The organism is Vibrio breoganii (genome assembly GCF_024346795.1).
Lineage (GTDB): Bacteria > Pseudomonadota > Gammaproteobacteria > Enterobacterales > Vibrionaceae > Vibrio > Vibrio breoganii.
On sequence record NZ_AP024864.1, the window covers coordinates 1,383,419 to 1,405,378 of the forward strand.

At 44.8% G+C, this 21,960-nt stretch carries 17 protein-coding genes; 10 read left to right on the plus strand and 7 right to left on the minus strand.

Annotated features, from left to right (window positions below):
• Positions 1 to 1,203 (minus strand): amino acid ABC transporter permease, encoded by a 1,203-nt coding sequence (locus OCU35_RS06435; RefSeq protein WP_017030617.1) that lies wholly within the window; start codon positions 1,201 to 1,203, stop codon positions 1 to 3.
• Between the two features lie 71 nt (positions 1,204 to 1,274).
• Complete coding sequence (locus tag OCU35_RS06440) at positions 1,275 to 2,303, minus strand: amino acid ABC transporter substrate-binding protein (protein WP_017030618.1); 1,029 nt, start codon at positions 2,301 to 2,303, stop codon at positions 1,275 to 1,277.
• A gap of 446 nt (positions 2,304 to 2,749) precedes the next feature.
• On the opposite strand from OCU35_RS06440, the gene OCU35_RS06445 reads away from it, so the two are divergent.
• The 3 genes from OCU35_RS06445 (at position 2,750) to OCU35_RS06455 (ending at position 5,505) form a co-directional block, all read left to right on the plus strand.
• Positions 2,750 to 3,694 carry a precorrin-2 dehydrogenase/sirohydrochlorin ferrochelatase family protein gene (locus OCU35_RS06445; protein WP_017029003.1) on the plus strand — a complete coding sequence of 315 codons (945 nt, stop codon included), beginning with the start codon at positions 2,750 to 2,752 and terminating at the stop codon, positions 3,692 to 3,694.
• A 48-nt stretch (positions 3,695 to 3,742) separates the two neighbouring features.
• Positions 3,743 to 4,177 (plus strand): thioredoxin TrxC, encoded by a 435-nt coding sequence (trxC, locus tag OCU35_RS06450; protein WP_017242875.1) that lies wholly within the window; start codon positions 3,743 to 3,745, stop codon positions 4,175 to 4,177.
• Between the two features lie 170 nt (positions 4,178 to 4,347).
• Positions 4,348 to 5,505, plus strand: coding sequence for an MFS transporter (locus tag OCU35_RS06455; RefSeq protein ID WP_261825876.1), 1,158 nt, complete (start codon positions 4,348 to 4,350; stop codon positions 5,503 to 5,505).
• A gap of 58 nt (positions 5,506 to 5,563) precedes the next feature.
• Here the strand turns inward: OCU35_RS06455 and OCU35_RS06460 are convergent, their stop codons facing one another.
• Both OCU35_RS06460 and OCU35_RS06465 read right to left on the minus strand, forming a co-directional pair.
• Complete coding sequence (locus OCU35_RS06460; protein ID WP_017029000.1) at positions 5,564 to 6,046, minus strand: YajQ family cyclic di-GMP-binding protein; 483 nt, start codon at positions 6,044 to 6,046, stop codon at positions 5,564 to 5,566.
• Between the two features lie 13 nt (positions 6,047 to 6,059).
• Entirely contained in the window at positions 6,060 to 7,112 is a 1,053-nt protein-coding gene (locus tag OCU35_RS06465) for a 3-deoxy-7-phosphoheptulonate synthase (RefSeq protein WP_017242873.1), read from the minus strand.
• Positions 7,113 to 7,387: 275 nt separating this feature from the next.
• Between OCU35_RS06465 and OCU35_RS06470 the strand changes: the two genes are divergently transcribed.
• Both OCU35_RS06470 and OCU35_RS06475 read left to right on the plus strand, forming a co-directional pair.
• A complete protein-coding gene (locus OCU35_RS06470) occupies positions 7,388 to 8,257 on the plus strand; it encodes a putative PEP-binding protein (protein WP_102321722.1) in 870 nt (289 codons plus the stop codon).
• 106 nt (positions 8,258 to 8,363) lie between these two features.
• On the plus strand, positions 8,364 to 9,200 hold the full coding sequence (locus tag OCU35_RS06475) for a CvfB family protein (RefSeq protein ID WP_261825877.1): 837 nt from the start codon (positions 8,364 to 8,366) through the stop codon (positions 9,198 to 9,200).
• A gap of 179 nt (positions 9,201 to 9,379) precedes the next feature.
• Here OCU35_RS06475 and rsmF read toward each other — a convergent pair whose 3' ends face one another.
• The 3 genes from rsmF to OCU35_RS06490 all read right to left on the minus strand — a co-directional run bounded on the left by rsmF (position 9,380) and on the right by OCU35_RS06490 (position 14,851).
• On the minus strand, positions 9,380 to 10,810 hold the full coding sequence (gene rsmF / locus OCU35_RS06480; protein ID WP_261825878.1) for a 16S rRNA (cytosine(1407)-C(5))-methyltransferase RsmF: 1,431 nt from the start codon (positions 10,808 to 10,810) through the stop codon (positions 9,380 to 9,382).
• A gap of 127 nt (positions 10,811 to 10,937) precedes the next feature.
• A complete protein-coding gene (locus OCU35_RS06485) occupies positions 10,938 to 13,580 on the minus strand; it encodes a PqiB family protein (RefSeq protein WP_261825879.1) in 2,643 nt (880 codons plus the stop codon).
• Positions 13,577 to 14,851: a paraquat-inducible protein A gene (locus tag OCU35_RS06490; protein ID WP_261825880.1), complete on the minus strand. Its 1,275-nt coding sequence runs from the start codon at positions 14,849 to 14,851 to the stop codon at positions 13,577 to 13,579. The genes OCU35_RS06485 and OCU35_RS06490 overlap by 4 nt, the downstream gene beginning before the upstream one ends.
• Positions 14,852 to 15,029: 178 nt before the next feature.
• Between OCU35_RS06490 and OCU35_RS06495 the strand changes: the two genes are divergently transcribed.
• The 5 genes from OCU35_RS06495 (at position 15,030) to pepN (ending at position 21,926) form a co-directional block, all read left to right on the plus strand.
• Positions 15,030 to 15,503 carry a GAF domain-containing protein gene (locus OCU35_RS06495; protein ID WP_017028993.1) on the plus strand — a complete coding sequence of 158 codons (474 nt, stop codon included), beginning with the start codon at positions 15,030 to 15,032 and terminating at the stop codon, positions 15,501 to 15,503.
• 99 nt (positions 15,504 to 15,602) lie between these two features.
• On the plus strand, positions 15,603 to 16,232 hold the full coding sequence (gene proQ / locus OCU35_RS06500; protein ID WP_065209880.1) for an RNA chaperone ProQ: 630 nt from the start codon (positions 15,603 to 15,605) through the stop codon (positions 16,230 to 16,232).
• A gap of 18 nt (positions 16,233 to 16,250) precedes the next feature.
• Positions 16,251 to 18,257, plus strand: coding sequence for a carboxy terminal-processing peptidase (prc, locus tag OCU35_RS06505; RefSeq protein WP_017028991.1), 2,007 nt, complete (start codon positions 16,251 to 16,253; stop codon positions 18,255 to 18,257).
• 163 nt (positions 18,258 to 18,420) lie between these two features.
• Positions 18,421 to 19,080 carry a hypothetical protein gene (locus tag OCU35_RS06510; protein WP_017030627.1) on the plus strand — a complete coding sequence of 220 codons (660 nt, stop codon included), beginning with the start codon at positions 18,421 to 18,423 and terminating at the stop codon, positions 19,078 to 19,080.
• 242 nt (positions 19,081 to 19,322) lie between these two features.
• Entirely contained in the window at positions 19,323 to 21,926 is a 2,604-nt protein-coding gene (gene pepN / locus OCU35_RS06515) for an aminopeptidase N (RefSeq protein ID WP_261825881.1), read from the plus strand.
• The last annotated feature ends 34 nt before the right edge of the window (positions 21,927 to 21,960 follow it).

The following is a 21,960-nucleotide window of genomic DNA, read 5'->3' on the forward strand; positions in this document are numbered from 1 at the left end:
TTATCTCTCCACCAGCGCAACTTTCTTGTTGTAGATATTCATGACTAGAGAGGTCAGTAGACTTAATGTCAGGTAGACACCCATTGTCATTGCGATGATTTCGATAGCCTGACCCGTCTGGTTCAGCGTCGTACCCGCAAATACCGACACAAGATCCGGATAACCAATGGCCATCGCTAAAGAGGAGTTCTTAGTCAGGTTAAGGTATTGGCTAGTCAGAGGCGGAATGATGATACGCAGTGCTTGCGGAATCACGACCAAACGCAACGTACGAGTACGAGGTAAGCCTAGGGACATTGCCGCTTCAGTTTGCCCATGGCTAACGGCGTTGATACCTGAACGCACGATTTCGGCAATAAACGAAGCCGTATATATACTCAGTGCCAGAGTAAGGGCGGCTAACTCTGGAATGATACTGATACCACCCTTAAAGTTAAAACCTTTAAGTTCAGGGTATTCGGTGCTAATTGGCATTCCCGCAATGAAATATGCAATCAAAGGTAGAACGATAATCAGTGCAACAGAAATACGACCAACAGGGGTTTGTTGACCGGTTAGCTTTTGTTTGTTTTTAGCCCAAATCGCAACAAAGATTGAGGCAATAATCGCGATGATAAAAGCTGCGATAACAATGCCGCTGCCTTCATTGAAAACAGGGGCCGGCATAAACAAGCCGCGAACGTTTAAGAAGAGGGCTTCTCCAAGGCTCAAGCTTTGTCTTGGTGATGGGAGCGCCTGCAATACAGCGAAATACCAGAAGAAGATTTGCAGCAACAAAGGAATGTTACGGAAAATCTCGATATATACAGCGGCTAAGCGGCTTACCAACCAGTTGCTCGATAGGCGAGCAACACCCATGATAAATCCGAGAATTGTCGCGAAAAAGATCCCCAACGCTGCAACCAAAGCGGTGTTTAGTAGACCAACAAAGAAGGTTCGGCCGTAACTGTAAGTCTCATCATATTCAATAAGATGCAGTCCAATACCAAAACCGGCTTCTTTTGATAAGAAATCAAATCCCGTTGCGATACCACGTGCATCCAGATTGCTTAATGCATTATTGACTATGGTATAGAAGAACCAAACTAGGCCAAGTACAGCAATAACCTGGAAGGCGATGGCTCGGAAGGTGGGATTGTAGAGGAGGTTGGTGCTTTTTGGTGCCGAACTCGCTCCGGCGGGGTTTACTTTCGGTGGCGTCATACAACTAACCTTTAATTAAATCCATTTAAACAAAAGGGCGGCGAGGCCGCCCTTAGGTTACAACTTCAGGATTAACGCATTGGTGGCGCGTACATAAAGCCACCCGCATTCCATAGTGCGTTAACACCACGGCTAATCTGTAGCGGAGAGCCAGTACCAACAGTACGTTCGAAGCTTTCGCCGTAGTTACCTACTTGCTTAATCACTTGGTAACCCCAGTCATCTTTAATGCCTAGTGCAGTACCTTTAGGACCGTCAACACCAAGGATACGCTTAACGTTTGGATCTGAAGACTTCAGCATTTCATCCGCATTCTTAGATGAGATACCGTACTCTTCAGCGTTAATCATTGCTGAAAGCGTCCACTTAGCTACGTTGAACCACTTGTCGTCGCCTTGGCGAACAACTGGGCCTAGAGGCTCTTTAGAGATGATTTCTGGTAATACGACTGCTGTAGAAGGATCTTTAAGGTTTAGGCGAAGTGCGTATAGGCCAGATTGGTCAGTAGTCAGTACGTCACAACGTCCTGCATCGAAACCTGCAGAAGTCTGAGCCGCTGTATCAAATACGACTGGCTTGTATTCCATGCCGCTTGCACGGAAGTAATCGGCAAGGTTTAGCTCGGTAGTTGTACCTGACTGTACACATACCGCTGCACCATCAAGTTCTTTCGCGCTAGAAACACCTAGGTCTTTCTTAACCATGAAACCTTGACCATCGTAGTAGTTAACACCAACGAAGTTTAGACCTAGTGCCGTATCACGGTGCTGAGTCCAAGTAGTGTTACGAGACAGTACGTCGATCTCACCAGACTGAAGCGCTGTAAAACGCTCTTTCGCTGTAAGAGGTACGTATTTAACCTTAGTTTTGTCGCCTAGAACCGCTGCAGCAAGCGCTTGACAGTACTCAACATCAATACCTTCCCACTCTCCTTTTGAGTTAGGGTTCGAAAAGCCTGGAAGGCCAGTGCTCACACCACAGGTGAGAGAGCCTGCAGCCAATACTTTGTCTAGCGTGCTATCTGCTGCTGATGCAGACGTCGCTACGACAGCTGCCGATGCAGCTACTACTGAAGCTAGAATTGTGAGTTTATTCGCCATCTATTCGTATCCTTTCTTTTAAAATCCATGGGTGATGAGGCATCACCTAGTACGACTTTGCATTTCTGCATTAAACGTGAATTCGATTGTACGATTCACTAAATTGGGGCATATTTTTTATACCCGTATACAAAGTAGTTGAGGTTGCTAAGTATCTCAATTAATTACAAATTGTGATTTACTCTTAACTAACCACTTTAGAATGACTAAATGTTGTCAGTTTGTAAATAGTGCAACATTGTGTAACTTTGGGGAATCGGAGAAAATTCCCAATACGAACGGTCTGGACAGTGTTACGTGTGGATATTTTATTAATTCACAGTGATATATGTCATTAGACTGAATATTACAGAGCATTTCAATGTCACACTTAGTGATGTAATTTTTTGTGTGCACTAAAATGGTGCCCCGGGTTTCGTTTGGACAATTAACATTTAAGGAACAAAATGCGATATTTTCCTCTGTTTTATGATCTCTATCACAAACCAGTTTTGGTTGTAGGTGGGGGGGAAGTAGCAAGCAGAAAAGTAGAGAGCCTGCTCAAGGCTGGCGCTTTTGTCTCAGTAGTTTCACCTACATTGGAGCCATTTTTGCTTTCTTTGTACGAAGAAGAGAAGCTCAGTTGGATAAAAGGCTTTTACCAACAAGAACTCATAGAAGAGTTCGTACAAATTTGGGCAACAACCGATAATCCAGATCTCAACCACAGAGTGCATGCCGATGCGAAAAGAGCAGGCATTATGGTCAATGTGGTTGATGATACTGAATATTGTGATTTCATTACCCCTTCCATGATAAACCGTGGACGCATTCAGGTCGCGTTTTCAAGTGGCGGCAGTTCACCTGTCCTTATTCGCAACCTAAGGCGTACCTTTGAGGCGGTTTTGCCACAAAATTTAGGTCTACTGGCTGACTTTGCAGCGTCGAAACGTGCCGATATCAAAGCGAAACTGCCTGATGTGACTCGCAGACGATTATTTTGGGAGTACTTTTTCGAGGCAACTGAGGTTAAATCTTCACAGACGAAATCGCAGTTGCAAGCCTGTTATGAAGCGACGCTAGATAGCAAACAGTTTGAGCCAAGTTACTCTGTCAGTTGGATAGAGACGGGCAGTGATTTTGAAATGCTCACTCTCAAGGCTTTACGTCTGATGCAATCAGCAGAGATGGTGCTCTATCATCATGAATTAGATGCGGTATTTGCAGATAGTTGTCGACGAGATGCGGAGCGTATTTCATGGAGTGAGGTCGCTGAGCTTAAAAAACGGCTAGAAGAGCAACTGGAACTGCGACGCTCTGTGGTGGTATTGCTCCCTGAAGTTAACAAGGGGCTGCTGTCAGAGCTTTCTTTATGTTACGGCCGCATACAAGTATTGGGATACGCGAGATAACCGCCAAAGTCTTCGAACAAGTAATTTATTAATAAAAATGAGGAAGTTATGTCATCATTTAAAACCCGCTGTCCTTCGTGTGGCGGTCTAAATCGAGTCCCTAACGAACGCGTCTCAGAAGGCGCTAAATGTGGCAAATGCAAACAGGCGCTACTCGATGGTGCTCCTATCGAAGGAACAAGTGACAACTTTGCAGCCTTGCTACAAGGTGATACCCCTGTCGTCGTTGATTTCTGGGCACCTTGGTGTAATCCGTGTGTAGGGTTTGCGCCGGTGTTTGCTGATGTGGCAAAAGAGCGCGAAGGTCAGGTTCGCTGTGTAAAGGTTGATACCGAGGCGCAGCAACAGTTAGGTGCGCAATTTCAAATTAGAAGCATTCCAACCGTCATGGTATTTAAGAATGGCCAACGCGTAGATATGCTCAGTGGCGCCTTACCAAAATCTCAGTTTGATCAGTGGTTAAATCAAGCACTTACCAAGTAATTTACAGCGTCCGTAGCATTAGCATTAAGCTACGGACGTTTTTCTTGTGATATTGCCATAAATTTCTTTTATCGAAACCTTAGAAATTCTTTGTTTTACTTAGCCTTCAATTAATCCCATATTCGCGCCTTAAATCCTTCCTAATCATTCATTAATCTAGGCGCAAGACATTGGAAAAAGCACTTCTTCCTGAAGGTGTATCTCGTATCACCGTACCTGTTATCGCATTGACTTTTTACGCCGTGGCGTCGGGCTATTTAATGAGCTTGATCCCTCTTATGTTGGGTCAGTTTAATATTCCAACGTACTATGCGAGTTGGCTTGCGAGCGCTTTTTATGCAGGCTTACTAGTCGGTGCCGTCATTGTTGAACGTCTTATTCATGAGGTAGGGCATCGACGCGCTTTCATTGGGTGTTTAGTGACATTTGCCCTAACGGTTGTGGTATTGCCAGTGTTTGCCAATGGCTTTGTATGGTTAGCGGCACGTTTTACTGCAGGCATTGCAGTTGCAGGGATATTCGTCATCGTTGAGTCTTGGCTAATGTCCGGTGATGAAGAGTCTCGAATGAAAAGATTAAGCCTATACATGCTTTCGCTTTACGGTGGTTCTGCGTTTGGTCAATTGGGTATTGGCGTTTTTGGCATCAATGGCGTAACGCCCTTTATTGTGATTGTATCTCTAATCGTTGCGGCTGTTTTAGTGTTAAAGTTTGTTGCCTGCACACAGCCTAATAGCCAAGAGTCCGCGACACTTTCCTTTAAGCAAATATCAAGGCTTAACCACGCAGCCATTATAGGTTGTATTGTATCGGGCCTTACACTGGGTGCCATATATGGGCTTATGCCGGTAGAACTGGCGAACCGTAAAATTGAGCACACTGATATAGGCAGTTTGATGGCGCTGGTGATCTTAGGCGGGATGTTGGTTCAGCCTTTGGTGAGTAAGCTTAACAAATTCATGAGCCGAGTCATGCTAATGGCGTTATTGTGTATGCTAGGTATGTTTGCGATTGGCTTAACGTTTGTTTCGTCTTCGGTGGCACTGCTCGCTGGGGCACTGTTTCTGCTAGGAATGGCAACCTTTGGCATTTACCCGGTGGCCATAAACCTTGGATGCGAAAAGCTTGATGAGCGCTTTATTGTCTCAGCAACACAAGTGATGCTGTTTAGCTATAGCGTTGGCTCTGTTGCAGGACCTGTCGTAGCAGATGGGTTTCTTTCGCAACTACATGGACTGCTTGGCTATTTATTCGCAGCTTTGTTGGCAACGTGTATTTACATGCTAGTGGCGGCAAGTAAAACAAAACAGCAAATGGTGGCAGGATAGAAATCACAAAAAACGAGGGCCATGGCCCTCGTTAGTATTTTTAGACTTTACTTGAAAGTTAGTCTCTGAAGTTCTCATATTGGAACGGCTGACCAAGGTCTGAGCTCTTGATTAGTGCGATAGCCGATTGTAGGTCGTCGCGCTTTTTGCCCGTAATACGAACTTTCTCACCTTGGATGCTCGCTTGAACCTTAAGCTTGGCGTCTTTCACGGCTTTAACCAGCTTCTTGGCCATTTCCTTGTCGATACCTTGCTTAAACAGTACAGTTTGGTACCAGTTCTTGCCTGATGCTTCTTCTTTTTGAGAATCCATTGTATTGACGTCAACACCACGCTTGGTCAAATTTCCGCGCAGAATGTCGCGCATTTGTTGCAGTTGGAATTCGGCTTCAGCAGTCAGTTTTACTTGCTCATCTTTGAATTCAAAGCTGGCTTGTACGCCTCTGAAATCAAAACGGGTAGCAAGTTCACGATTCGCGTTTTCTACCGCGTGTCGCACGTCGACAACTTCGATTTCTGAAACAATATCAAATGAAGGCATTTACTTCTTCTCCTTAAAGTTGTGTTTTAACAGCGTCTGATAAAATATCCAGCATCTCTACTGTGTGTGCCCAGCTTAGGCATGGGTCAGTGATAGATTTGCCGTACTGCAGTGCAGAAAGGTCGTCCATTGGCTGATTGCCTTCTTCGATGAAGCTCTCTGCCATGATGCCAGCAACATAGGTGCTGCCTGATTTTATCTGATCTGCGATCTCTTTTGCTACGTCTAGTTGTTTACGGTGCTGCTTTTGGCAGTTAGCGTGACTAAAGTCGACAACAAGTCGTTTCGGCAGGCCTACTTCGCCAAGCGCATTACAAGCGTTCTCTATTGATTGTGTATCAAAGTTTGGACCGGTATCGCCACCGCGTAAGATCACATGGCCGTGAGGATTACCTGAAGTGCGGTATACCGTCATACGACCATTCTTATCCGGCGAATAGAAGTAGTGAGAAGCCTTAGAAGCGCGCACAGCGTCGATAGCGATTTTTACGCTGCCGTTTGTGCCATTTTTAAAACCTACAGGACACGATAAGGCAGAAGCCATTTCACGGTGAATTTGAGATTCAGTCGTACGAGCGCCAATTGCGCCCCATGAAATCAGGTCAGTAATGTATTGGCCCGTGATCATGTCTAAGAACTCAGTTGCGGTAGCTAGGCCTAGTTTGTTGATGTCTAGAAGCAGCTTACGCGCCTTGTTGAGACCGGTTTCTAGTGCGTATGAGCCATCTAGATTCGGATCCGTAATCAGGCCTTTCCAGCCGATGATGGTGCGAGGCTTCTCAAAGTAGGTACGCATTACGATGAATAACTGGTCTTTGTATTGGTCCTGAATTGCCGCTAGACGACCGGCATAATCCATCGCCGCTTCAGTATCATGAATAGAGCAAGGACCTACAATCACGAGAAGTCGTTTATCTTCGCCTTTTAAGATAGCTTCAATTTGGCGACGAGACTCCTCAATACGGGCTGCAACATCAGCAGTAAGAGGGTGATTTTGAGACAACTCAGCTGGCGTTGGCATTGGACCGAGTGGTTGAGTGCGCAACTCATCAGTTTTTAGAGACATAATTTTGTTTTCTTCTTATAGCGAAATTGGGCTAAAGATAGCGGAATTACGAGAGGGAATAAACTTCATTACCCAAAAATAGAGAAATTCTTAGTTATTTGTCTAAGAAATGCACGCTAAAGAGGGTTATGAACAGTGAGTGGCATCCTTGGTCGGCGTAAGGGGGTTACTCCGTATTTTTCTTCGCCTAAATTTTCGGTTAAGTATTTGAATCGTCGGTGTGAGGTGGTATTTTGAATCAGATAATAGCTACTTAGATCTAGAAAGGGACGCAAATGCCAAACACGCTAAATTCGGAAATTATTTTAGGCTCTTCATTGCAACAAGTGAACGACACTGCAGAGCATGTATTGCTGTCCATAGGGGATGTAATCCAAGAGCGCGTGTTCTTTCACCCTGCACTTATTGGCCAAGACTCTACGCTAAGTGATGCGGACAAAATGGCCCTTGACGCTGTTGTGAACGGTCAAGATCTAAGAGAGTTCTATCTAGAAGTTCTAAACGAAACAGCAAAAGATCTTAAGCTAGTTGAGCACAAGCGTGTACGCGTGCAACTGAGCAATTGCGACAGCAGTTCTTTATCTACCTTGATTGCCGGCAGCTTAGAAGAGCAAGAGCTGAACCCTATGCTGGGAATGCGCGGTGTTTCGCGTTATGCCTCTGACTTTTATAAATCCAGCTTTGCGGTTGAGTGTCAGTTCATTAAAGACCTCAGAGAGCAGGGCGTAGCTGTAGAAATTGTCGTTCCCTTTGTGCGTAGCTTAAGTGATGCGGCTAAGGTCATCGACAATTTGGCAGAGCAAGGTCTACCTCGTGGATTAAATGGCCTTAAGGTTTTATTTGGCGCTGACACGCCGTCCTCTGTGTTGCTTTCAGAGCGTCTATTAAAGTACTTCGACGGCGTGTGCATCGACCTAGCTTCACTTACACAGCTTACTCTTGGCGTGGACAGGAATAACGAAGCGGTATCATCGGGTTACAACGTGGAGCACGAATCAGTCACTGAGTTGCTATCACTGGTTCTAACCCAAGCCAATGCGGCTCGTAAGCCTGCGATGTTGATTACAGAAGACTTGGCAAGCAAAGCGAAACTGCAAGAGTTTTTGCTAGAGCACCCGCAATGTGACGTGATTAATCTAGATTAAGTCACGAGTGCTAATCCTTTGTATTGTGCAAAGTGCTAGAAAAGGCTTTGTATTGTTGGGGTAAGGCAATACAATCGTCGCGATATCGTCAAACTCGAGTACTACTATGATTAAAATTGGCCAACTTAACTCACTTAAAATCACCCAAATCACTGACTTTGGTGTTTTTCTAGACGCTTACGATTATGGAAGCGTGCTTTTACCTAGAAAACAGCTCAGTGAAGAGCCTGAAGTTGGTCAGTTAGTGAAAGCCTTTCTATACTTTGATTCCGACAACGAACTTTGCGCTACGCGTGAAAACCCTATCGCGCAAGTAGGCGAGTGGGGCTTGATGGAAATTACCAGTATCAACGCCACGGGTGCATTTGTTAACTGGGGTATTGAAAAGAAAGATTTGCTGGTTCCTTATAGTGAACAGCGTGCTCGTTTTAATGAAGGTCAGACAATATTGGTGTATGTCTACACGGACAATGCCAGCGGTCGTATCGTAGGCACAACCAAGTTCAATAAATGGCTGGATAAAACGCCGCATCATTACAAAGCCAATGACCAAGTAGACCTGTTGATCGCTGAACGCAGTGACCTAGGCTACAAGGCCATTATCAATGGTGAACATTGGGGCATGATTTTTAGCTCGGATGTCATTGGTAAGCTGTTTATTGGCAAGCGCCTTAAGGGCTACATTAAACAAGTACGTGATGACGGCAAGATTGATTTGTCATTGCAGAAAGTCGGTGTTGCTAAGATGGATGATCTTAGTGAGAAGGTGATGGATCTTCTGAATAAAAAAGAGGGCTTCCTGCCTCTTAATGACAAGTCTTCGCCAGATGCCATCTTTAAGGTATTCCGCACCAGTAAAGGTACATTTAAAAAGACCATTGGTGGGTTGTACAAAGCAGGCTTGATTACCATCGAAGTTGATGGAATCCACTTAGTAAAATAGCAAATTTCTGCCAAAAAATAGCCTAGGCTATCCTGACCTAGGCTTTGGGGAATGGCTCTATGTAAGAGCCTGCGCTAACCGATTAATTGGGTTAAGTTTAGTACACTAAAGCGCTCTTGCCACACAAGAGCGCCTATCTTCAAATACTAAGTTGCAGGCTTCTACTTCATCTCTATGAATTAGAACAAGTTATTATCTCGAACCATTTCTCTTGGTAATCCATTCTTTATGCGATTACCCACCCATTTTCCAATACCTATGGTCACACCATCGTAGCGAACCAGAACCTCACCTTTACTCGAAGGAACTTCTGGACGAACATCGCGGCCCATGTACCATTCACGAGCATCATCTATGTTTAGGTCAATGGCGTTGTCTTCGTTGTGTTGACTCATCGCGACAACGCCCTGGTGCTGCCAGCGATATCCTTTTATATGAGCTTCGGCGAGTTTGATACCAATGCGTTGGAAGCGCATTTGGTCGAGTAGGGGTTCTATCAGTACTGGGAACAACCAGACTTCATTATCTCGCTGCCACAGCGAATAATTGTCCGATATCTGAATGCCTAAGGCTTCAGTTAATGAGTTAGTGACGGTGTCACTGTCTTTGTTGGACATTCGCTGAAAAGGAAACTTACCTAAGCGCTTTTTCACTTTTGGCGCAGAGACTGAGCCCGTCTTTTTGAACTTGGCAATAAAAAAGCCCTCACAGTCATAGATTTGTGGGTATACGTGAATATATCCCTCGTCTGTAAGAGATAGAGAAGCTTCGGGGAAAAGGTCAGTTAAAGGCTCAACTTCAATACTACCGTCAAAGGCTTGTAACAGGTGATCGACCACTTGCTGGTTTTCTTGGCGGTTTAGCGTGCAGGTTGAATAGACAAGTGTTCCACCTGGCTTCAAGGCGTGGAAGGCACTCTCTATTAAGTCTTGCTGAGTATCGGCAATCTCTTCAACAGAGGACAAACTCCAGTTCTTCATTGCATCTGCGTCTTTACGTAAAGAGCCTTCACCAGAGCAAGGTGCATCAAGCAAAATGGCATCAAAGGTTTCTGGGAGCCAAGGCCCAAACACACGTGCATCAAAATTGGTCATTGCCATGTTGCCAATGCCGCAGCGCATTAAGTTACCAAACAGTATCTTTACTCGGCTTGCTGAAAATTCATTGGCAACCACTAAGCCTTGTTTTCCCATATTAGCGGCGATCTGTGTGGTTTTTGAGCCCGGTGCTGCCGCCATATCCAATACTCGAAAATCAGCGTCAACATTGAGGTCATCAAATAGCGCCGTTACTGGCATCATAGAGCTGGCTTCTTGAATGTAAAATAGGCCTGCAAGGTGTTGGCTAGTATTGCCAAGTGAGGTGGCAGACTCATCGACGTTATCCAGCCAAAAGCCTTCTTTGCACCAAGGTACGGGTGTTAATGTCCAGCCCATTGCTAATGCCTGCTCTTTAAAGTCTTCAACGGAGATCTTAAGAGTATTCACCCGAATGCTGCGTTTTAAAGGGCGCTTACACGCCTCGAGTAGTTCATCTAGGTTTAGGTGCGAAGGCATTTGTTCTTTCATTAGTTGAACAAATTGCTCTGGGATATATACGTTTTGATGCAAGGTAGGATTCCTATGAGAAAGGCGAGCATGCGAAGTGTAGCAATGCTCGCTTTATCTTGAAAGTGTATAGCGTTGAAAGAGGAGAGACGCGTTGCGTTGATAGCGTCTCTCTTCTAGGAGAACTTTTCTAAGGTTTTGGAATAGCGGTGCGCCATTCAAGCCAAGCGGGTTCAGCCTTCTTGTACAGGTAGAAAGAGCGCTCAGCTTTTGCCATTGGTAGCAAATTCTGCTCTTCCGGTGTTGTAAATGCAATGCCACCCCTAAGAAGACTATCTACGGTGCCAGCCTTTACGTTTGCGCCGCTTAAGCCAATAGAAACATCTAGGCCAGATACATTCCAGAATAGAGAGTTTTGTCTTACCAAGTAGGCGTAGTCTTTATCAACCTTAATGGTAATGATCACTCTATCCGCCAATTCACCTAACTGGACATCATTAACGTAACCGACTTCCATCTCACGATAGAGGATGGGGGTGTTCTTAGAAACTGAGCCTTTGACTTCAGTCTGTAAGAAAAAGGTCACGCCATCTTCTAGTGGTGCTTTCTTTAACAAAGTGAAATGATTTTTCTTGGCACTATCCGTGCCCGGTTTGACCTCAATGCTAGGGATGATAGCACTGGCCAAATTTTTAACTCCACTTAGGCTTATTTCTGGGCTTACCAGCCACAGTTTGGTTCCTTTAACCGCGATCTTTGAGACAAACTGAGGATAGATACGGGCAAGCATTTCAACGCCAGCTTTTTCGAATAGTGGAGAGACGAGAGTAACTTCACCGACATCAACACCTTGATATTTGATCTTTGTACCTTTAGTCACAGAGGCGTTATCAGAAGCGTTGATGCGAATTATTTTTCCAAACTGGCGGGCATCATCTTGATTAGGGTAAAGCTTATAGTGTTTTCCCAGTTTGTTCTCAACACCTGGCAAGGTATCAAAGGCGATGCCCCCCTGCAGTACTCGAGATAAAGGGGCCGCTTTCACGGACACGCCCGATAGACCAGCGTCAATTTCTACACCCGAATGGTTCCAAAACACTGTATTGGAATTGATGAGGTGGTGGTATTGATTATCGAGCTTTATTATTACTTCCATGCCCGAGTGTCCTAGCTTGTAATCCAATACCTGTCCTACAACTAGATTTCTGTATAAAACAGGCGTACCAACGTTTACGGGAGGCATCTTAGAAGCAAGAAGAGAGATTACCTGGCTACCGGATTTAGTGTAAATGGCAAGCTCAGCTAACGCTTCACTGGAATAGAGCGTATAGCTTGAATTTACGGATTCGCTGCCTTCTCTGATGAAGCTTATGCTGCCCGCTAACAGGTGCTGAAGGGGAGGTACGTTGACGTTCAGCTTGCTGGCATCAAAACTTGCTGACACCGAACTAGAAACAAAGAAGCGATTTTTAGAGCGAATCAATGCACGATACTGTGAGTCAATCAGTACGTTGACCTTGACGCCATTGTCATGTAATTGTGACGACGTAACGTGGCCAATCTGAATGCCCTTATAAAGCACAGCCGATCCATTGGCTAATCCAAAGCTATGCTCAGCCATCAAAGACAATGCTAGATTGCCACTGTCTTGCGTATTGAGTTCGTCCTGCTTAACGGCTTTAAATGAGCGGGTGGCTTCGCCATCTCCAGGTAATAAGGTCAAGAAATTACCGGTGACAAAGTTACCAAGGTTCTCAACGCCAGCTAGAGACAGGGAGGCTTCTTCAAGAAGAAATTGAGACCCTGAATTCAATAGGTCGTGATAAGCCGGTTCAACGGTGGCTTGGGCGATGATGTCCTGTCGGTCTTTGCTAAGTTGCACATTGGTGATTTGACCGATTTCAATACCTCGGTAAACAAGTGGTGCGCCAGTTGGGTTGATATTGTTGTCGTCTGGAAGGGTTATCTTGATGGGGATACCGCGACCGGCGGTTGCCAGATCAGGGTAAAGCCTAAACTCAGTATCGGACTCTACGCGAGTGCCTTGAGCAGGAGAGTCGACGGCTATGCCACCTCCAATTAATGCAGCAAGGCTTTCAACTCTGACGTCAACCCCATCGAAGCCGACTTTTGCATTAATGCCCGATACATTCCAAAAACGACTCTCACTGGTAATGATGTGGTCGTACTCTTCGTCTATATAGGCGCGTAACACAACGGACTTACCATCTTCATCGAGACTAAAGCTGTAAACCTCACCTATCGGTATTTTCCTAAACAGGATCTTTGAGCCGACATTCACAGAGCCAAGGTCCTTACTTCTAAGAGTAAGGCGTAAACCTTCTGAACTGCCGCTGTGTAAGTCCTGTGGGGCTTTGGACAATGCGGCGAATGTCTTTGGAGGAGTGTTAAAGCCTTTTGTCGCACTTTGTATGGCGATGTAGTTACCAGAAACAAGAGCATCTAGACCAGATACCCCAGATAAACTGGCGGTAGGTTTGACTAGCCAAAACTGCGTGTCTTCGCCCAACAGCTGTAGCGCATCACGATAGAGCTCAGCGTCAACGTAGATCCCGTTGAGATCTTCTGCTAATTCAAGCTTACGTACCATGCCAACTTCTAGGCCTTGAAAGCGAATCGTCGTTCTTCCTGCGATCAGCCCTTGAGCATTGGCAAAATGAATACGGACTTGTTGTCCTGCTTCGCTGACACTTTTGTACATCAGCCAACCACCAAGCAGCAGCGCGACAATAGGCAGCGCCCAAAGTGGAGAGAGGCCAGTTGAGCGTTTTACCTTAGGAGTCGGTAAGGATGATTGATTTTGCTCTGTCATGAAAAAGTGTCACCAGTTGAGGTTGAATGCTTATGAGTATGGTTTTTCCAGATTAAACGCGGGTCTAACGCATCCGCAGAAAACATGGTAAAGACGACTACGACGCCAAATGCGACCGCGCCAAAGCCAGGTGTGAAATTAAGTACTTGTCCTCTGTCTACCAAGGTTAGCATGATCGACATAACAAAGAGATCCACCATCGACCATTTACCAATCCATTTTACTATATAAAACAGCATCATACGCTGTCTATGAAAAACAGTGCGCTTGAAGTGAATACAAAGTAGTAGATAGAGGATACCGAGTATCTTGGCGACGGGTACCACAATACTGGCAATAAAGATGATGATTGCGATTACTTGCATGTCATTGTTTACTAGGGATATTACGCCTGAAAATATCGTATCTTCGAGGCGAGCACCATTGGTAAACAAAATAGAAATTGGGATTACATTGGCCGGTATTAAGGCAATAGTGGCAACAATCAAGTAAGCCCAAGTGGCTTGCAGTGACTGTTTAGCCGTGCGCTTCATTTTATTGTGGCAACGAATGCAATGCTCTGTCTGAGTCTGTACTAAATGACACTGGGGGCAATCGTGTAACTGTTCAGGGGATATTGTGGAATTGATTGGGCGCTCTAGGCATTGAACCTCATCCAGTCTTTGCCAGTACTTCCGTGGACTCACGCGCAATACTAATGCTAAGCACACTAGCTGGAGCACAACTAATACAGGCAGCGCTAAGCCAAAAATAAGATCACTGTAATCGGTGAGCTTGAAGCAGCAAATTGCGATACTGACAATGTACACGTCTATCATCATCCAATGCTTAAGATGATAAATGCCGTACATACTCCAGCGCATCAACGGGGTATTGTTTTTCTTTAAGGCGACATTAGCCGCTATGACACAAATACAGTGAGCGAGTGGTACTAGGAAACCGCAGAAAAGAACCAAAAAACCAACAAACGCAAACCCTTCATCGATCAGTAAAAACACGCCATCGAGCAGTGTTGCGCTGATGTACTCTCCAAAAAGACGTATGGATAAAAAAGGGTATAGGACAACGGGAATAAACAGCAATAGTCCCACAGTGGCAAGGGCAACATCACCGGAGCAAGAGTGTCTATGACCACGGTAGAGCTGTGTTTCACATCGAGGGCAATAAGCGTCTTGGCTTTCATTGATAGGTGTTGAAGACACAGCTAATCCACACCCCTGACACAGGCGCAGTTCAGAATTACTGGTCATTGCATTGTGAGTTGTTGCCATGCAGTTTATCGTACCTAGATTATGTCGGTTGCTACGCTAGCACATTTGTTGCCGTAGATGGTTTAGATTCAATGATTTATCGGTTACAGTTTGCAGTATATACGCAAACTTGGATGTTGAGTCCTTTTGTGAAGGATTTCAAAGAGTTTGGTTACAATTTCAATATAGGTAACGAAAAGTGGACATCAAAGACTACCAAAGGGTATCGCTACAGGTTGAAGCATTAATTAGCGGTGAAAGTAACCTGATCGCAAACTTAGCGAATATCAGTGCAGTACTGAACATGGAATTGGCGAATATTAACTGGGTAGGTTTTTATCTAAAAGAGGGCGACCAATTAGTGTTGGGGCCTTTCCAGGGCAACCCAGCGTGCGTTCGCATTAATTGGGGTAAAGGCGTTTGTGGCACAGCCGCAGCAACCAATACCGTGCAGCGCATTAAAGACGTACACCAGTTTGAAGGGCATATTGCCTGTGATGCAGCCAGTAATTCAGAAATTGTTATCCCATTTTCGATAAATGGCGAAGTGGTAGGTGTGTTAGATATCGACAGCCCATTGCATGACCGATTTAGCGAAATAGACGAACAAGGGTTAGTATTATTGATGGATATGGTCGAAAAATTGCTCAATGAGCCAATTAACTCTAAGTAAAATACCACTCGGGTGTGGTTTTTACTTGTCATGTCTTTATAATAGCGCTGAATATTATTGAGAATCTCGCGCAAGAGTCGCGTTTAATCAGGAACCCGCATGGAAAACACCGAAAAATTAAAAACCAGTAAAGAAGTGATTGCTTATATTGCCGAATGCTTCCCTAAGTGCTTTACTTTAGAAGGCGAAGCTAAGCCACTGAAAATTGGTATTTTTCAGGATTTAGCAGAGCGTCTAAGTGAAGACTCTAAAGTGAGCAAGACTCAACTTAGAGCTGCGCTAAGACAATACACTTCATCTTGGCGCTACCTACATGGCGTTAAAGCTGGTGCGATACGTGTTGATCTAGATGGCAACGACTGTGGCGTACTAGAGCAAGAACATGTGGACCATGCGCAACAAGCACTTGCAGAAAGCAAGGCTCGCGTAGCGGCTCGCAGAAAAGAACAGGCTGATAAAGCCCGTGAAGAGCAAAAAGCAAAACGCGCTCAAGCTAAAAAAGCAGCTCCGGCTCGCAAGCCTAAGCCAAGAGCAGAAAAACCTAAGCAAGCCCCGGTTGAAACACGTGCATTGAACAGCGATGAAATCTCTGTTGGTAACAATGTGAATGTGAACATGGGTAAAGGCAACATGGCTGCGACCATTGTTGAAGTAAACAAGGATGATGTGCGAGTGCAACTCAATAATGGCCTGCAAATGGTCGTTAAGGCGGAGCATCTTCGCGCTTAAAAGGAGTTTATCCTGCGAATGAAAATGCGTTCAAAGATTACGCTGATTGCAGCTAGCGTTATGCTAGCTGCCTCTGCAAATGCTGTCGAAGCAAACCTCACGGTAAAAGACTTACCTGTTCTCACCCCTGAAGTTCAGCATCAAACTGCTGCTAAACGAGTGACTTCACGTTTTACTCGCTCTCATTACAAGCAATTCAAATTAGACGATCAATTTTCAGCAGAGATTTTCGACCGATATCTCAATATGTTGGATTTTAGTCGCAATCTATTTACTCAATCTGAAGTCGATGGTTTTGATACCTATCGAACACAGCTTGATGACTCGTTAAAAGAGGGCGATAACACCATTGCGTTTGAGATGTATAACATTTCAATGAGAAAGCGCTTTGAACGTTATGCTTTTGCCCTTGATCTTCTTGATGATGAAATCAAATTTGATGTTGATGAATCTATTGAGCTAGATCGTAGCGAAGAAGCATGGCCGACAGATTCGAAGGAAATTGATGAGCTGTGGCGTAAGCGAGTAAAGTACGACGCGCTTAATCTGGCTCTGACAGATAAAGAATGGCCAGAGATCAAAGAGATTCTGACGAAACGCTACAACAATGCGATGAAGCGAATTTCACAGTCTCAAAGCGAAGACGTCTTTCAGCTGTACATGAATGCATTTTCTCGTCAGGTAGATCCTCACACGAGTTATCTTTCTCCACGTAATGCCGATACTTTCCAATCTGAGATGAACCTATCTTTAGAGGGGATTGGCGCTGTGCTGCAGATGACTGATGACTACACAGTCATCCGCTCATTGGTTGCTGGTGGTCCAGCAGCGGGCAGTAAAGAGCTAGGCGAAGGTGATAAAATTGTTGGCGTTGGACAAGATGGCAAAGAGATTGTCGATGTCATTGGTTGGCGTCTTGATGATGTTGTTGACCTTATTAAGGGACCAAAAGGTACCAAGGTTAACTTGCAAATCTTGCCTGATGGCAAAGATGCTAAAACACGCGTCGTCACTATCGTTCGCGATAAAGTTCGCTTAGAAGACAGAGCGGTTAAGTCTGAGATCATTGAAAAAGACGGTAAGAAGTTTGGCGTTCTTGAAGTGCCTAGTTTTTACGTGGGGCTTTCAAAAGATACTGACAAGTTGATTACCGAGCTGAAAGAGAAGAATGTTGACGGTATTTTAGTGGACCTTCGCAATAACGGCGGTGGTGCATTAAGTGAAGCAACGGCGCTCTCTGGGCTGTTTATCACCAGCGGCCCTGTGGTGCAGGTGAGAGACAGTTATGGTCGCATCAATGTCAACGCAGATAACGGCAATGCCATCAGCTACGACGGTCCATTAACTGTATTGGTCAATCGTTACAGCGCATCGGCTTCTGAAATCTTTGCAGCTGCGATGCAAGACTATGGACGTGCGGTTATTCTTGGTGAAAATTCGTTCGGTAAAGGTACGGTACAGCAGCATCGCTCGCTCAACCATATCTATGATCTGTTTGATAACGAATTAGGCTATGTACAATACACCATTCAAAAATTCTATCGAATTGACGGTGGCAGTACACAAAACAAAGGTGTGATCCCAGACATTCATTATCCAACACCTATCGACCCTGCTGAAACAGGTGAGAGTGTGGAAGATAACGCATTACCTTGGGATAGCATTGAGCCGGCTAAGTACACCAAACTGAGTGATGAGTCTGCACTGATCAAGAAATTAACCGATCAACATGTCAAGCGCATTCAAAATGACATGGAATTTGGTTTCATCGAAGACGATATTGTTCGTTATAAAGAAGAGAAGGACTCCAATGCGCTTTCTCTGAACCTTAAGACTCGTGAGCAAGAGTCTGAGAAACGCGAAGCACAACGTCTTGAGCGAATCAACGAGCGCCAAAAAGCGAACGATGAAGAGGTCTTTAAGTCACTAGATGATGTACCAAGTGATTACAAAGCGCCTGATGCTTATCTCGATGAATCAATTTCAATAATGGTTGATATGTTGTCTGATACCTCAAGCAGTTAGCATTGCTGAAATATACGATAAAAAAGGTGGCTGATTAGCCACCTTTTTTTATGTCTTTACTGTCAACGAGATAAATCACAAATGTGATTTAGATCAAAATTCTTCGCATTATCGTAGAAGAGTACCTAAGCTTTAATTGTTTGGGGAAAACTAAGGATTAATGATGCGCAGAATTTTGTTTATCTTCTTCTTGGTCGCGCTACAGTCGTTTAATGTCAGTGCTAATGAAAATAAAGAACCGAGTTTTGACTATCCCTTTTTGCTTGGGGAATGGTTCATCACTAATCCTGCTCCGGAGTCTACGCAGGATGACTTTTTAACTATTCGACTGAGCTTTGACTCAAACTACTACTTTACCATCGACATTCAGAAGAAAGACTATTCTGTAGAGCGTTGGGAGGGTTTGTATAACGCCAGTGACGATACCGTTGTACTTGGCCTAAATACATCCACACCTCAAATCTACGCGTACAAGACTACTCACAATCGCCTGAATCTTAATGGCATTACCTTCCATAAAGCGCTATCGAAACCTCTCGCTGGTATTTGGTCAAGCCAGGTATTGGCTGGTGAAGACATCCTTGCTAGTAACGTGCAAAAGCTGGACCTGATACTTCAGCCAGATTTCGTGTTTATGTTTCGCGCCAGTGGAGAGCAAGGCCAGGAATCTATCAAGCGCGGCATCTATTACATAGAAAACGATCACTTAGTATTGCTCTATGAAAACGGCGAAACCCAATCGAGCTACAGTTTAAACGACGACACTCTGACTCTATCGGGCACAGGCACCGATATGTACGCCGAACTGGCTCGAATGCGGTGAATCTCAATTAAGGAAAAGGCACCAGTACGGTGCCTTTTTTATGTCTGAACGATTGTAGAAACGAAAGACATTGGTTTGCGGTAGTCATTGAGGGAGTCGAGATTGAGCGCTAAATAATCAACAGAAAACATAAGTTCTATATAGGCTACAAATTATCAAGTTCAAACGTGTGTAACACTTGTAATTTTTGTAATAAAAATAGACCCTAAACCCTCTACAACATCATTACATAGGAAGTAGGAATGAAAGACGCAGCTCCTGTTCAGCCTGTCGCTAAATATCGTAAAGACTACACAACCCCTTCTCACAATATCGATAGCATCGATCTGGTTTTTAAACTGCATCAAACGCAAACAGTGGTGGTTGCAACATCGACGGTCTTAGCAAACGATGATGCGACACGCTTAAGCTTGGTTGGGGAACAGCTGAATCTCAAAGCACTGCACATCAATGGCGTTGATTGGAGTGACTATGAATTGAATGATGAAGGTTTGGTTATCTCAAACTTACCGGCTCAATTTGATATGGCCATCACCACAGAGCTAGACCCATCGGCAAACACTGCGCTTGAGGGTTTGTATCTTTCAGATGGCGCATTTTGCACTCAGTGTGAGGCAGAAGGCTTTAGGCGTATCACTTACTTCCTTGATAGACCGGATGTACTCGCTAAATACACCACCACAGTAGAAGCGGATAAAGCTGATTTTCCATTCTTACTCAGTAATGGTAACAAGATCGCAGAGGGCGAGCTTGAGAACGGCCGTCATTGGGTGAAGTGGCAAGACCCACATCCAAAACCAAGCTACTTATTTGCTCTAGTAGCGGGTGACTTTGACCAATTAGTCGATAGCTTTACCACACGCTCTGGCCGTAAAGTTGCATTAGAGATTTTCGTTGATAAGGGGAACCTTAATAGAGCTCATCATGCGATGCTCAGCCTCAAAAATTCCATGAAGTGGGACGAAGAGCGATTCGACTTAGAGTATGACCTTGATATATACATGATCGTAGCGGTTGATTTCTTCAACATGGGCGCGATGGAGAACAAGGGACTTAATGTCTTCAATTCAAAATACGTGCTTGCGGATCAAGCTTCTGCAACAGACAAAGATTACCTAGGCATCGAAGCCGTTATCGGTCATGAGTATTTCCATAACTGGACCGGCAACCGAGTCACCTGTCGTGATTGGTTTCAGTTAAGCCTAAAAGAAGGATTAACGGTATTTAGAGACCAAGAGTTTTCCAGTGATCTGGGCTCTCGTGCTGTAAACCGAATCAATAACGTGCGTATTATTCGCGGTCCACAATTTGCCGAAGACGCAAGCCCAATGTCGCACCCAATTCGTCCGGACAAAGTAATAGAGATGAATAACTTCTATACCTTAACCGTTTATGAAAAGGGCAGTGAAGTGATTCGAATGATTCATACCTTGTTGGGTGAAGAAGGTTTCCAATCGGGGATGAAGCTGTACTTTGAGCGTCACGATGGCACTGCTGCGACATGTGATGACTTTGTCGCGGCAATGCAAGATGCTTCTGGTGTTGATTTGAGCCAGTTTAAGCGTTGGTACAGTCAATCAGGTACGCCAACCGTAACGGTAACCGATGAGTATGACGCGACGAGCAAAACCTACACCTTAAATGTTCGTCAATATACGGCGCCAACCGCCACGCAAGAAGAGAAGTTGCCTCTGCATATACCGTTTGATATTGAACTGTATCGCCAGGACGGCTCTGTGATTCCGCTAATTATCGACGATAAGGAAGTAGAGTCACTACTGCACATTACCCAAGAGTCTCACCGTTTTGTGTTTGAGCAGGTTGACGAAAAGCCAACACCTTCATTGCTTCGAGAGTTTACCGCTCCTGTGAAGCTTGAATACGACTACTCGGAACCTCAGTTGGTTCATCTGATGAAGTGTTCTACCAATGAAGTCTCTCGTTGGGATGCGGGGCAGACACTACTGTCTCAATACATTAAGCATGCGGTTACCCAGGGGGGTGATATAGAGCTCTCTCCTGATGTGATTCATTCGTTTAAAGCCTTGCTCCTTGATGAGAGCTTAGACAAAGCCTTTGTGGCTGAAGCTCTAACACTGCCACCTCACAGTGAAGTATGTGGTTGGTTTGAAGCCATAGATGTCGATGGCATTTCAAAGGCCCTTAAACAGCTTAAGCTTGCGCTTGCTAAAGGCCTAGAGGCTGAACTGCTAGAAACCTATCAATCACTGAACGGTGGTGAGTATGACATTTCTCATCAAAGCATTGCTAAGCGCGCTCTTCGTAATACCTGTTTAGGGTTTTTATCGTGTTTGAAAGCGCATCAGCACCTTGCCAAGTTACAGTTTGAAGCCAGCGATAATATGACTGACACCATAGGCGCACTGTCGTCGGCAAACCAATCTGATCTAGAAAGCCGTGAGGCTCTAATGAATGCGTTTAGTGAACGCTGGAGTCACGATGGACTGGTGATGGATAAGTGGTTTATGTTGCAAGGTTCAAAGCCGAGTTCGAACGCGCTATCTGCAGTGAAATCGGCCATGGATCACAGCGCATTTAGCATGCAGAACCCAAACCGAGTTCGCAGCGTATTGGGTTCATTCTTTAATAACCCATACGGTTTTCATGCGATAGACGGCAGTGGCTATCAGTTTGCTGGAGAGATGCTAGCAAAATTGAACACAAGCAATCCGCAAGTCGCCTCACGTCTCATTGATCCAATGCTCAAATTTGCTCGATACGATGAGCAACGTAAACAAATGATGCGTAAGGAGTTAGAGGTATTGCGCGATACTCCTAACTTGGCGAAAGATCTGTTTGAAAAAGTAGAAGCTGCACTTAAATAATTGCATAACAAACAATCGCTTATGAATGAAAAGG

Bases quoted from the DNA above. Each gene is read 5' to 3' on its own strand.
- prc (WP_017028991.1), top strand. From the start codon at position 16,251: ATGAAAATGCGTTCAAAGATTACGCTGATTGCAGCTAGCGTTATGCTA.
- OCU35_RS06475 (WP_261825877.1), top strand. From the start codon at position 8,364: ATGATTAAAATTGGCCAACTTAACTCACTTAAAATCACCCAAATCACT.
- proQ (WP_065209880.1), top strand. From the start codon at position 15,603: ATGGAAAACACCGAAAAATTAAAAACCAGTAAAGAAGTGATTGCTTAT.
- OCU35_RS06470 (WP_102321722.1), top strand. From the start codon at position 7,388: ATGCCAAACACGCTAAATTCGGAAATTATTTTAGGCTCTTCATTGCAA.
- pepN (WP_261825881.1), top strand. From the start codon at position 19,323: ATGAAAGACGCAGCTCCTGTTCAGCCTGTCGCTAAATATCGTAAAGAC.
- OCU35_RS06485 (WP_261825879.1), bottom strand. From the start codon at position 13,580: ATGACAGAGCAAAATCAATCATCCTTACCGACTCCTAAGGTAAAACGC.
- OCU35_RS06440 (WP_017030618.1), bottom strand. From the start codon at position 2,303: ATGGCGAATAAACTCACAATTCTAGCTTCAGTAGTAGCTGCATCGGCA.
- OCU35_RS06460 (WP_017029000.1), bottom strand. From the start codon at position 6,046: ATGCCTTCATTTGATATTGTTTCAGAAATCGAAGTTGTCGACGTGCGA.
- OCU35_RS06445 (WP_017029003.1), top strand. From the start codon at position 2,750: ATGCGATATTTTCCTCTGTTTTATGATCTCTATCACAAACCAGTTTTG.
- OCU35_RS06490 (WP_261825880.1), bottom strand. From the start codon at position 14,851: ATGGCAACAACTCACAATGCAATGACCAGTAATTCTGAACTGCGCCTG.
- OCU35_RS06510 (WP_017030627.1), top strand. From the start codon at position 18,421: ATGCGCAGAATTTTGTTTATCTTCTTCTTGGTCGCGCTACAGTCGTTT.
- OCU35_RS06435 (WP_017030617.1), bottom strand. From the start codon at position 1,203: ATGACGCCACCGAAAGTAAACCCCGCCGGAGCGAGTTCGGCACCAAAA.
- trxC (WP_017242875.1), top strand. From the start codon at position 3,743: ATGTCATCATTTAAAACCCGCTGTCCTTCGTGTGGCGGTCTAAATCGA.
- OCU35_RS06465 (WP_017242873.1), bottom strand. From the start codon at position 7,112: ATGTCTCTAAAAACTGATGAGTTGCGCACTCAACCACTCGGTCCAATG.